The sequence below is a fragment of the Cellulomonas sp. FA1 genome (assembly GCF_000986825.1).
Classification (GTDB): domain Bacteria; phylum Actinomycetota; class Actinomycetes; order Actinomycetales; family Cellulomonadaceae; genus Cellulomonas; species Cellulomonas iranensis.
On sequence record NZ_LBMY01000001.1, the window covers coordinates 1,707,906 to 1,719,709 of the forward strand.

The following is an 11,804-nucleotide window of genomic DNA, read 5'->3' on the forward strand; positions in this document are numbered from 1 at the left end:
CGGCGTCACCCGGACGGCGCCGGCCCGCCGGTGCTGCGACGCACAACCGCACGCACCACGCGCACCGTCAGGCGGTGGCGGGCGGCTCCTCGAGCGCGGCGAGCCACGTGCGCAGGATCCGTTCGAGGGTGTCGGCGTCCTGCGGCGTGAGCGCGTCGAGCAGGCGGTGCTCGTTGGCCATGTGGTCGGTGAACGCGGCGTCGATGACCTCGCGGCCGCGGGGCGTGAGTTCGACGAGGCGTGCGCGGGCGTCGTCGTCGGCGACGCGGCGGGTCACGAGGCCGGCGCGCTCGAGGCGGTCGACGCGCTTGGTGACGCCGCCGCTGGTGACGAGCGTGTGCGCGGCGATGTCGCCGCACGACCGCGCGTAGGGGGCGCCCGCCCGGCGCAGGGTCGCGAGGACGTCGAAGTCCCCCTCGGACAGGCCGTGCCGCTCGTAGACCGCGACGAGCTCGGCCGTCAGGTGGTTGGCGACGCGGTGCAGGCGTCCGACGACCTGCTGGGGCCGGACGTCCAGGTCGGGACGCTCGGCGCGCCAGGCGGCGCCGACGAGGTCGAGCCGGTCGGGGGTGGGTGACGTGCGCGACGCGGGCATGGCTGGAATATATCTTCCTCGTCAGATATTTTGTCTTCCGTGGAAAGCACCTGGCGCTGGTCGCTCGTCGCCGCGATCGCCCCCGTCACCTGGGGAGCCGCCTACTACGTCACCGCCCACACGCTCCCCGCGAGCCACCCGCTGTGGGGGTCGGTGCTGCGCGCGCTGCCCGCCGGGCTCGTGCTGCTCGCGCTCGCGCGGCGCCGCCCGCGCGGCTCCTGGTGGTGGCGCTCCCTGGTGCTCGGCGCGATCAACATGAGCGCGTTCTTCGTGCTCGTCTACGTCGCCGCCCAGCGCCTGCCCACGTCGGTGGCGTCGACCGTCATGGCCGTCTCGCCGTTCGTGCTCGCGCTCGTCGCGTGGCCCCTGCTCGGGCAGCGCCCGCGGCTGGCCTCGACGCTCGGTGCCGCGCTCGGGCTCGCGGGCGTCGTCGCGATGCTCGTCACGGGAGCCGTCGCCGTCGACCCCGTCGGCGTCGCCGCCGGCGCGACCGCCATGGTCATGTCGTCGGTCGGCTTCGTCCTCGCGACCCGCTGGAAGGACGACGTCGACGTGCTCGCCACCACGTCCTGGCAGCTCGTCGCCGGCGGCCTGCTGCTCGTGCCCGTCGCGGCGCTCGCCGAGGGCGCTCCCCCGGCGCTCGACGGCCGCGGCTGGCTCGGGATCGTCTACGTGTCGCTCGTCGCCACGGCCCTGGCCTACGTCGCGTGGTTCGCCGCGCTGCGGCACCTGCCCGCCGGGTCGGTCGGCCTCGTCGGCCTGCTCAACCCCGTGACCGGCGTCGCCGTCGGGCTCGCGCTGGGCGGCGAGCGCCTCGGGCCGCTGCAGGTCGCGGGCGTCGTCGCCGTGCTCGCGGGCGTCGTCGTGGGGCAGCCCGCGGCGCACGCGCTGCTGCGCCGACGGCGGCGGCCCGCGGCGACCGCCGCCGTGCCGCCGCCGACCGGCGCCGCCGACCGTCAGGCCGAGCCCGCGAGCGCGGGCCGCTGACGCCTCGGTGGCCCATCTCCATCGCCGCGAGCCCTGGGGCGGCAGCGTCGGCTCGAGCGGTACGTCGCGCCGGGTCGCGCCCCGGCACGCCGCACACCCCGCGAAGGTTGCGTCGCGGGGCGTGCGGGATGTCGGGCGCGCAGGGGGGTCAGACCTGGACGGCCTCGCCGTCGCCGAGGAGCTTGCGCAGGTAGGCGTAGGTGAGGTCGCCGGCGGTCTGGTCGTGCTGGTGCTCGTAGCCGGCCTTGTTGTAGAGCGCGATGTTCTGCAGCGAGTCGCGGCCCGTGAACACCCAGACCTCCTCGATGCCGTCCGGGAGGGTCGGCAGGATCGCGGAGAGCAGCTCGGTGCCGATGCCCTTGCCCTGCAGGTCGGGCGCGACGGCGAACCGGCCGAGCGTCGCCTTGCCGCCCTCGACGAGGACGCGGATCGACCCGACCAGCCGGTGCCCCCACCACGCGCCGAGCGTGATGACGCCGTCGGCCGTGAGGTCGGCCTTGAGCTCCTTGAGCGTCTGCGTCAGCGGCGGGATGTTCGGGTCGCCGTACTGCTGCGCCTCGGTGACGAACGCGGCGCGCCGCAGCGTGAGCAGCTCACCGGCGTCGTCGACCGTGACCGGGCGGATGTCGAGGGCCGTCATGCGGTCATCGTCTCAGCCCGCGCGGCCCGCGCACTACTCTCGGGCCTCGTGTCCCACACCTCGGATGTCGACCCGACCCACCTCGTCCTGACCCTGTCGTGCCCCGACCGCCCGGGCATCGTCGCCGCCGTCGCGGGGCTGCTGGCCGAGCACGGCGGCAACATCACCGAGTCGCAGCAGTTCGGGGACCCGCTGTCGGGGCTGTTCTTCATGCGCGTGCAGGTGTCGACCGACGTGCCCGCCGAGCGGCTGCGCGCCGACCTTGCGGCGCTCGCCGAGCGCTTCGACATGACGTGGCGGCTCGACGTGGCCGGGCGCCCGGTGCGCACGCTCGTCATGGTGTCGACCGCGGCGCACTGCCTCAACGACCTCGCGTTCCGCCAGCAGGCCGAGAACCTGCCCGTCGACCTCGTGGCGGTCGTCTCGAACCACGACGCGCTGCGCCCCCTCGCGGACTTCTACGGCATCCCGTTCCACCACGTGCCCGTGACGTCCGCGACCAAGGCCGCCGCCGAGGCCCGCCTGCTCGAGCTCGTCGAGGAGCTCGACGTCGAGCTCGTCGTGCTCGCGCGGTACATGCAGATCCTGTCGGACGACCTGTGCCGCCGGCTCGAGGGCCGCGTCATCAACATCCACCACTCGTTCCTGCCGTCGTTCAAGGGCGCACGCCCCTACGCGCAGGCGCACCAGCGCGGCGTCAAGCTCATCGGTGCGACCGCGCACTACGTCACCGGCGACCTCGACGAGGGGCCGATCATCGAGCAGGACGTCGAGCGCGTCGACCACTCGCACGCCGTGGCCGACCTGGTCGCGCTCGGGCAGGACGTCGAGCGGCGCGCGCTCGCGCGCGCGGTGCGGTGGCACGCCGAGCACCGCGTGCTGCTCGACGGGCACCGCACGATCGTCTTCCGCTGAGACCACCGCGCGGCACCGGGGCGGCCACACCCCCGGTGCCGCGCGAAACGGTTCGGGCCCTGCCGGGCCGCGACCGCGGGGTCGATGCTCGGGCCGACGGCCCGCCGACGACGACGGGCCGCGCGACCAGCGCCGGCACGGCCGGCGGGGCGGAGGACCCATGCGCACGACCCGAACCGGCACCCGGCCACGACGCACCCGGCCGCCCGGCGCGCTGCGCGCGACGCTGGCCGCCGTCGTCCTCGCCCTCGCGGCCGCGGGCGGCGCGGGCGTGGCGACCGCTCCCCCGGCGCAGGCGGCCTCGCTCGTCGAGGTGACCGGGTTCGGCAGCAACCCCGGCGGGCTCAGGATGCACCTGTTCGTGCCCGACCGCGTCGCGCCCGACCCCGCGGTGCTCGTCGTCGTGCACTACTGCACGGGCAGCGCGCAGGCGATGTTCAACGGCTCGCAGTTCGACGAGCTCGCGTCGCAGCACGGCTTCATCGCGGTGTACCCGAGCACCAACCGGCCGGGGAACTGCTTCGACGTCTCGTCGGCCGCGGCGATGACGCGTGACGGCGGCAGCGACCCGCAGAGCATCGTGCAGATGGTGCGCTACGTGCAGCAGCGTTACCAGACGGACCCCTCGCGCGTGTTCGTCACGGGCGTGTCCTCGGGGGCCATGACGACGCAGCTGCTGCTCGCCGAGTACCCCGACGTGTTCGCGGCGGGATCGGCGTTCGCGGGCGTCCCGGCCACGTGCTTCGCGACGGGCGGGCCGAAGCCCGGCACGACCGCGCAGGCCGGCTGGAACAGCGACTGCGCACAGGGACGGCGCGTGCTGTCCGCGCAGCAGTGGGGCGACCTGGCCCGCGCCACCTACCCGGGGTACAGCGGCCCGCGGCCGCGCGTGCAGCTGTGGCACGGCACGAACGACGAGACGCTGAGCTTCCAGAACTTCACCGAGGCCACCAAGCAGTGGACCGACGTGCTCGGGATCAGCGCGACGCCCGCGTCGAGCGAGACCCTCGGCAACCGCACGCGCGCCCGGTACGGGGGCACGGGCACCCGGGCGCCGTTCGAGACGAACCGGCTGCAGGGCACGACGCACAACCTGCCGGTCGACGCCGCGGCCGCGATCGCGTTCTTCGGGCTCGACCAGCCGGCCCCGACGCCCACCCCGACGTCGACCCCCACGCCCACGCCCACGCCCACGCCGACCCCCACCCCGACCCCACGCCCACCCCGACGCCGACGCCCACGTCGACCCCGACGGCCCCCGCCGGCGCCTGCACGGTGACCTACACGGCGAACCAGTGGCCGACCGGCTTCACGGCGTCGGTGACGGTCCGCAACGACGGCGCGACCGCGGTCGACGGCTGGACGCTGCGGTTCGCGCTCTCGTCGGGTCAGCAGGTGACGCAGGCGTGGAGCGGGACCGCCACCCAGCAGGGCGCGCAGGTCACGGTGACGAACGCGGCCTGGAACGGCGTGATCCCGCCGGGCGGCTCGGTGCAGCTCGGGTTCAACGGCACGCACGGCGGGACCAACACCGCGCCGTCCGCGTTCACGCTCAACGGGGCCTCCTGCGCGGTCGCCTGAGACGTGACCGGCCCCGCACGGGCGAGTGCGGGGCCGGTCCACGTCCCGGACACCAGAGACGAAAGTCTGTGACCCGGGTCATATGAACCGTTTCACGGGGTGCGTCCTTGAGATTTCACCCACCACCGTGGTCGCCGGACGTCCACCAGGACGCGACCGGCCATCGGAAGGACACCCCCATGACCGCCGACCTCGCCCCCAGCACCGCCCCGCGCACCGACGACGCCGGCCGCCGCAACGCCAGGCGCGTCCGCCTGCTCGGCACGCTCCTCGTCGCGCTCGGCGCGCTCATGATCCTGGGCGGCGCCGGCGCCTGGGTCGCCGTCTCCCAGGGCCTCGCGTCCGAGCGCGCCATGGTCGCCGAGGACGCACCCGCCTTCGCCGGTCAGCAGATCTCGTCGCCGTGGACCGCGTTCGCGCAGACCGAGGCCATCAAGGGCCACATCTCCGCCATGGCCGACGGCGAGACCTACGCGACCATGGACCAGGACGACCCGATGCGCGACACCGTCGCGCAGGGCACGTTCGTGCGCGGCTCGCTGCTCACGTCCGTCATCGCGTTCGGGGTCGCGCTCGCCGTCGTCGGCACCGGCACCGGGTTCGTGCTCGGCGGGTTCGGCCTGCGCAGCGTCGCCGCGCGCTGACCCCCGCTCGACCGCCGGGCTACCGCAGCCCGACCGAGGTGGTCACGGGCGCGACCTGCGTCGCGCCCGTGATCGCCGCCAGCAGCTCCTCCTGCGACACGTGGCGTGCGTCGAACGAGCCGTTGTTGCGGCCGTGCCGCAGCACCTCGATGCGGTCCGACACGGCGCGCACGTCGTTGAGGTTGTGGCTGATGAGCACGACGCCGAGCCCCAGCTCCCGCAGCCGCTCGATGTGCGTGAGGATCTCCGCCGTGTGCGCGACCGACAGCGCCGCCGTGGGCTCGTCGAGGACGACGAGGCGCGGCGACCCGATGAGGGTCCGCGCGATCGCGACGGTCTGCCGCTGCCCGGCAGACAGGTGCGACACGGGGGTGCGGACGGCGGGGATCCGGCTCGACAGGTCGTGCAGGATGCGCCGCGCGACCCGCTCCATCTCGCCCTCGCGCATGAGCGTGCGCTCGCGCAGCTCGCGACCCAGGAAGAGGTTCGCGGTGACGTCGAGGTTCTCGCACAGCGCGTAGTCCTGGAACACCGTCGCGACGCCCGCCTGGTGCGCGTCGGACGGCGACGGCAGCGCGACGGGCTCGCCGCCGATCTCGAGCAGGCCCGCGTCGGGCTGCAGCACGCCCGAGATGATCTTCGCGAGCGTCGACTTGCCCGCGCCGTTGTCGCCGACCAGGGCCACGACCTCGTGCGGGTGGACGACGAGGTCGACCCCGACGAGCGCCTCGACCGCCCCGAACCGCTTGGACACCTGCTGCACCGACAGCACAGGGGTCCGCCTGCCGACACCCACGGCCTCGCCCACCTGCCCTTCGTCGCGCACGTACCGACCAGTGTTTCCCCCGCTCCCGGGGGCGTCAAACCTGTCAGCCACCTTGCTCCCCGGTGGCCGCCGTACCGTCCTCGCCGCCCGTGCCGTGCCCGGCGCCGACGTCCGCACCCATCTGATCGGTCGCCTCGAGCACCAGCGCGAGGGCGCCGAGCACCTTCGCCCGGACGCCGAGGTCCCCCGGGACGACGTCGAGCGTGACCATCTGGTTGAGCGGCACGCGCCGCGCGATGGCCTCGCGCATCGGCTGCACCAGCAGGTCGCCCGTCTCCGCGAGCTCGCCGCCGACGACGACGCACTGCGGGTTGACCACCATCGCCATGCCCGCGACGACGCCGCCGATCACCGCACCGGCGTCGGCGACCACCTGCCGGCACCCGGGGTCGCCGTCCACCGCGTGCTGCACGAGGTCGCGCAGCGTGAGCGTGCCGTGGCTGACCGTGAGCGGCTCGACCAGCGCCGGGTACCCGACGACCGTGTCGAGGCAGCCGCGGCTGCCGCACCGGCAGATGCGCCCCTGCGGGTCGACCTGCACGTGCCCGATCTCGCCGGCCGTGCCGCCGAACCCGCGGTGCAGGTGCCCCGACAGGATGATCCCGGCGCCCGTGCCCGCGCCCACCGACACGTACACCGCGTCCTGGTAGCCGCGCGCGGCGCCGAACCGGCTCTCGGCGAGGGCCCCGAGGTTCGCGTTGTTGTCGACCAGCACGGGCTTGGCCAGGCGCTTGGCCAGCACGTGCACGACCGGCACCTCGTCCCACCCCCGCAGCAGGCCGCGCACGGTCACGAGGCCCGTGCCGGGCTCGACGGGCGCCGGCAGCCCGACCCCGAGGCCGACGAGCTCGTCGACCGACGCGCCGACCCGCTCGAGCAGGTCGATCACGAGCAGCGCGACGCGGTCGAGCGTCGTGTCGGCCCGGTGGTCCGCGGGCAGCGGGAGCGTCTGCTCGGCGACGATCTCGCGCGTGACGTCGCCGAGGGCGACCCGCAGGTGCCGCGGGCCGACGTCGACCCCGGCGGCGAGGCCCGTGCGGCGCGCGATCGTGACGAGCTGCGCGCGCCGACCCGAGCGGATGGTGCCGTGGGTGTCGACGACGCCCCCGGCGAGCAGCTCCTTGACGATCGAGGAGACGGTCGCGGGCGAGAGCCCGGTGGCGGCGGTGAGCTCGACCTGCGTGAGGCCGCCGTAGCGCTTGACGGTCTCGACGACGAGCGCGCGGTTCGCGCCCCGCAGGGACGACTGCGATCCCGACATCGGTCCCCTCACGTCGGCCGAGCCTAGCGGTCGGAACCGGGCACCGACGCGTACGTCGGTCCCGGCCGGAGCCGCACGTCGCGCGCCCCGCACCGGGTGTCCGGCACGGGGCGCGCGGGTGGTGTCAGCGTGCCTCGGCGCGCCGCTTGTTCCAGACGTCGAACGCGACGGCCAGCAGGAGCACGAGGCCCTTGACCATCTGCTGGACGGACTGCGGGACGCCCATGAGCTGCATGCCGTTGCTCATGACGGCCATGATCAGGGCACCGGTCATGGCGCCCGTCACGCGGCCGACGCCGCCGGTCGTCGACGCGCCGCCGATGAACGCCGCGGCGATCGCGTCGAGCTCGAACATGTTGCCCGCGCCCGGCTGGGCGCCGTTCATGCGGGACGAGAACACGACGCCCGCGACACCGGCCAGCAGGCCCATGTTGACGAAGGTCCAGAACGTCACCTGGCGGACCTTGACGCCCGACAGCTGCGCGGCGTTGAGGTTGCCGCCGATCGCGTAGATGTGCCGGCCGAACACCGAGCGCTGCGTGATGACCGAGTAGGCCAGGATCAGCACCGCGAGCACGATGAGGATGTTCGGCAGGCCGCGGGACTGCGCGAGCTGGTAGCCGAACCACATGACGACCGCGGCGATCGCGACGAGCTTGAGCACGAACAGCGGCAGCGCCTCGACGACCTGCTGGTACGCGATGCGGCCCATGCGGGTGCGCCACTGGCTCACGGCGTACCCGACCACCGCGATGCCGAAGATCACGAGCGTGAACACGTCCACGCCGTAGCCGCCGAGCAGACCGTTGGTCGAGAAGCCGTTGGCGATGTCGTAGTACGTGCCGCCGAACGGCGACAGCGAGACGTTGTCGAGCACGCGCTGCGCGAGACCGCGGAACAGCAGCATGCCGGCGAGCGTGACGATGAAGCCGGGGATGCCCACGTAGGCGACCCAGAAGCCCTGCCACATGCCGACCAGGCCTCCGACGACGAGCGCCGCGAGCACGCCGACCCACCAGGGCTGGCCGTTGCGGATCACGAGGACCGCGGACACGGCCCCGGTGAGGGCCACGACCGACCCGACCGACAGATCGATCTGCCCCAGCACGATCACCATGACCATGCCGATCGCGAGGATCAGGATGTAGGAGTACTGCAGGACGATGTTCGTGAGGTTGCCAGGGCTCAGGAAGTTCGAGTTCAGGAACGAGAAGAGCGCGACGATCACGAGGAACGCGACGAAGATGCCGCTCTGGCGGAGGTTCCGCGTCACCATCTCGCGGAAGCCGGCGATGGCCGTCATGAGGCAAGGTCCTTTGCTGTCTCGCGCTCCATGGTCATGAGCTCCATGAGCCGCTCCTGGGTGGCCTCGGCGACGGGCAGCTCACCGGTGATCCGCCCGAACGCGAGGGTGTAGACGCGGTCGCAGATGCCGAGCAGCTCGGGCAGCTCGGAGGAGATGACGACGACCGCCTTCCCCGCTGCGACCATCTTGTTGATGATCGTGTAGATCTCGTACTTCGCGCCGACGTCGATGCCGCGCGTCGGCTCGTCGAGGATCAGCACGTCCGGCTCGGTGTAGAGCCACTTGGCCAGCACGACCTTCTGCTGGTTGCCGCCCGACAGCTTGCCGACGACCGCCATGACGGTCGGCGTCTTGATGTTCAGGCTCGCGCGGTACTCCTCGGCGACCCGGACCTCCTCGTTGCCGTTGACCCAGCCGCGGCGCGCGAGGCGGCGCAGGCCGGCCGCGGACACGTTCTGCCGGATGTCCTGGATGAGGTTGAGCCCGTACCGCTTGCGGTCCTCGGTGGCGTACGCGAGGCCGTGGTTGATCGCCTCGTCGACGCTGCGGACCTGGATCTCCTGGCCGTTCTTGTAGATCCGGCCCGTGATGCCGCGCCCGTAGGAGCGGCCGAAGATGCTCATCGCGAGCTCGGTGCGCCCGGCGCCCATGAGCCCCGCGATGCCGACGACCTCACCCGCGCGCACGGAGAACGACGCACGGTCGATGACGACGCGGTCGGCCTGCGTGGGGTGCCGGACGGTCCAGTCCTCGACCCGCAGGACCTCGTCGCCGATCTCCGGCGTGCGCTCGGGGTAGCGGTGCTCGAGGTCCCGCCCGACCATGCCGCGGATGATGCGGTCCTGGGTCGAGTCCGGGTCGGACATGTCGATCGTCTCGATGGTGCGGCCGTCACGGATGATCGTGGTGCGGTCGGCGATCTCGGCGATCTCGTTGAGCTTGTGGCTGATGATGATCGAGGTGATGCCCTGCTGCTGCAGGTGCCGCAGCAGCGCGAGCAGGTGCTCGGAGTCGTTGTCGTTGAGCGCGGCGGTCGGCTCGTCGAGGATGAGGAGCTTGACCTCCTTCGACAGCGCCTTCGCGATCTCGATGAGCTGCTGCTTGCCGACGCCGAGCTGCGACACGGGCGTCGTCGGGTTCTCGTCGAGCCCGACGCGCGCGAGGAGCTTGGCCGCCTCGGCGTTCGCCTTGTTCCAGTCGATCAGCGAGCCGGCGCCGCGCACCTCGTTGCCGAGGAAGATGTTCTCGGCGACCGACAGGTACGGCACCAGCGCGAGCTCCTGGTGGATGATGACGATCCCGCGGCCCTCGGAGTCGTTGATCGAGCCGAACTCGACCTCCTGCCCCTCGAAGACGATGGCACCGTCGTAGGTGCCGTGCGGGTAGACGCCGGACAGGACCTTCATGAGGGTCGACTTGCCGGCGCCGTTCTCGCCGCAGATGGCGTGGATCTCTCCGCGCCTCACGGTCAGGTTGACGTCCTGCAGCGCCTTGACGCCCGGGAAGGTCTTGGTGATGGACCGCATCTCGAGGATGGTGCTGTGGTCCATGACCCCTCCGTTCAGTGGTGGTCGGATGGCGGGCGGTGGGGGCGCGGCCCGGCCGGGGATCGCCCGGCCGGGCCGCGTCACCGGGTCAGGCGACGCCCGACTGGACCTGGGCCTCGGTCCAGTAGCCCGAGTCGACGAGCAGCGGGACGATGTCCTCCGCGAAGACGGTGTCGACCGTCAGCAGGTAGGACGGGACGACCTTCTTGCCGTTGTCGTACGTCTCGGTGTCGTTGGCCTCGGGCTTCTCGCCCTTGACGAACGCCTCGGCGACCTTGACGGACTGGTCGGCGAGCTTGCGCGTGTCCTTGAAGATCGTCGAGGACTGCACGCCGTCGTTGATGAGCTTGACCGACGCGATCTCGGCGTCCTGGCCGGTGACGATCGGCAGGCCGGCCTCGATGGTCGGGCCCTGGCCGACGCCCTGGAGCGCCGTGATGATGCCGCGCGAGATGCCGTCGAACGGCGACAGCACGCCCGAGAGCGTCGAGCCGTCGGAGTACGTGGAGGTGAGCAGGTCCTCCATGCGCTTCTGGGCGGCCTCCTGCGACCAGCGCAGCGTCGCGACGGTGTCGAAGTCCGTCTGGCCCGACTTCACGACGAGCGTGCCGTTGTCGATGTAGGGCTGCAGCACGGACATCGCGCCGTCGAAGAAGAACCCGGCGTTGTTGTCGTCGGGCGAGCCGGCGAACAGCTCGATGTTGAGCGGGCCCTGCACGCCCTGGACCGCGACGCCCGAGGCGTCGATGAGGCCCATGCCCTGCAGCAGCGCGGTGCCCTGCGCGACGCCGACCGCGAAGTTGTCGAACGTGACGTAGAAGTCGACGTTCTCGCTGTCGCGGATGAGGCGGTCGTACGCGATGACCGGGATGTTCTGCGCGGCGGCGCTCTCGAGCTGGCTCGTGAGGGCGGTGCCGTCGATCGACGCGATGATGAGGACGTCGGCGCCGCTCGTGATCATCTGGTCGATCTGCTGGGTCTGGGTCGGGATGTCGTCGCCCGCGTACTGCAAGTTGACCTTGTAGCCCAGGTCCTCGAGACCCTGCTTGACGGCCTTGCCGTCGGCGATCCAGCGCTCGGAGGTCTCGGTCGGCATCGCGACGCCGATCGTGATGTCGCTCGGGTCGGCGCCGCCGCCGGCGCCCTCGGTGCTGCCGCCGCCGGCGCCGGCACCGCCGCCGCCGCAGGCGGCGAGGCCGAGCGCGAGCGCTCCGGCCGCCGCCACCATGGTGAACTTGCGTCGCATCGTGTGCTCCTTCTCGTCGTCGAGAGGTTCCCGGTCCCGAAGCCCTTCGGGGACGGACGCGGCTGCTGTGCCGGCCCGACCGGATGTACCCGGCTGCCTCGGACGCGACGGGGGTCGTCCTCGTCCCGGTGCAGCGGGACAACCATGCTTAAGTTCGGAACCCGAAGTCAACCGCGAACGATGCCTTCTCGGTCACGAACTCATCACAACTTCCGGACGCTCGTCCGACCGGGCGATCTGGGAGCGCGACCACGCG

Annotated in this window: 12 protein-coding genes; 5 read left to right on the top strand and 7 right to left on the bottom strand. The window is 72.5% G+C overall.

Annotation, left to right across the window (positions count from 1 at the left end):
* Positions 1–67: 67 nt before the first annotated feature.
* A complete protein-coding gene (locus tag GY42_RS07590) occupies positions 68–595 on the bottom strand; it encodes a MarR family winged helix-turn-helix transcriptional regulator (RefSeq protein WP_046528876.1) in 528 nt (175 codons plus the stop codon).
* Positions 596–634: 39 nt separating this feature from the next.
* On the opposite strand from GY42_RS07590, the gene GY42_RS07595 reads away from it, so the two are divergent.
* Entirely contained in the window at positions 635–1,582 is a 948-nt protein-coding gene (locus tag GY42_RS07595; RefSeq protein ID WP_046528877.1) for a DMT family transporter, read from the top strand.
* 148 nt (positions 1,583–1,730) lie between these two features.
* Here GY42_RS07595 and GY42_RS07600 read toward each other — a convergent pair whose 3' ends face one another.
* Complete coding sequence (locus GY42_RS07600; protein ID WP_046528878.1) at positions 1,731–2,222, bottom strand: GNAT family N-acetyltransferase; 492 nt, start codon at positions 2,220–2,222, stop codon at positions 1,731–1,733.
* A gap of 48 nt (positions 2,223–2,270) precedes the next feature.
* Here GY42_RS07600 and purU point away from each other — a divergent pair, with 48 nt between their 5' ends.
* The 4 genes from purU to GY42_RS07615 all read left to right on the top strand — a co-directional run bounded on the left by purU (position 2,271) and on the right by GY42_RS07615 (position 5,362).
* Positions 2,271–3,137, top strand: a complete 867-nt coding sequence (gene purU, locus GY42_RS07605) for a formyltetrahydrofolate deformylase (protein ID WP_046528879.1) — start codon at positions 2,271–2,273, stop codon at positions 3,135–3,137.
* Between the two features lie 160 nt (positions 3,138–3,297).
* Positions 3,298–4,416 (top strand): extracellular catalytic domain type 1 short-chain-length polyhydroxyalkanoate depolymerase, encoded by a 1,119-nt coding sequence (locus GY42_RS20015; RefSeq protein WP_269082303.1) that lies wholly within the window; start codon positions 3,298–3,300, stop codon positions 4,414–4,416.
* Positions 4,413–4,718 carry a cellulose binding domain-containing protein gene (locus GY42_RS19800; protein WP_236686746.1) on the top strand — a complete coding sequence of 102 codons (306 nt, stop codon included), beginning with the start codon at positions 4,413–4,415 and terminating at the stop codon, positions 4,716–4,718. The genes GY42_RS20015 and GY42_RS19800 overlap by 4 nt, the downstream gene beginning before the upstream one ends.
* 179 nt (positions 4,719–4,897) lie before the next feature.
* Positions 4,898–5,362 (top strand): hypothetical protein, encoded by a 465-nt coding sequence (locus GY42_RS07615; RefSeq protein ID WP_046528880.1) that lies wholly within the window; start codon positions 4,898–4,900, stop codon positions 5,360–5,362.
* Between the two features lie 19 nt (positions 5,363–5,381).
* Here GY42_RS07615 and GY42_RS07620 read toward each other — a convergent pair whose 3' ends face one another.
* The 5 genes from GY42_RS07620 to chvE form a co-directional block, all read right to left on the bottom strand.
* Positions 5,382–6,170 (bottom strand): ATP-binding cassette domain-containing protein, encoded by a 789-nt coding sequence (locus tag GY42_RS07620; RefSeq protein ID WP_046528881.1) that lies wholly within the window; start codon positions 6,168–6,170, stop codon positions 5,382–5,384.
* Between the two features lie 61 nt (positions 6,171–6,231).
* Positions 6,232–7,449 (bottom strand): ROK family transcriptional regulator, encoded by a 1,218-nt coding sequence (locus GY42_RS07625; RefSeq protein WP_046528882.1) that lies wholly within the window; start codon positions 7,447–7,449, stop codon positions 6,232–6,234.
* A gap of 124 nt (positions 7,450–7,573) precedes the next feature.
* Positions 7,574–8,752, bottom strand: coding sequence for a multiple monosaccharide ABC transporter permease (gene mmsB / locus GY42_RS07630; RefSeq protein ID WP_046528883.1), 1,179 nt, complete (start codon positions 8,750–8,752; stop codon positions 7,574–7,576).
* On the bottom strand, positions 8,749–10,305 hold the full coding sequence (mmsA, locus tag GY42_RS07635; protein ID WP_046528884.1) for a multiple monosaccharide ABC transporter ATP-binding protein: 1,557 nt from the start codon (positions 10,303–10,305) through the stop codon (positions 8,749–8,751). Before mmsA ends, mmsB begins: the two co-directional genes overlap by 4 nt.
* 85 nt (positions 10,306–10,390) lie before the next feature.
* Positions 10,391–11,548, bottom strand: a complete 1,158-nt coding sequence (gene chvE, locus GY42_RS07640) for a multiple monosaccharide ABC transporter substrate-binding protein (RefSeq protein ID WP_046528885.1) — start codon at positions 11,546–11,548, stop codon at positions 10,391–10,393.
* Between the last annotated feature and the right edge of the window lie 256 nt (positions 11,549–11,804).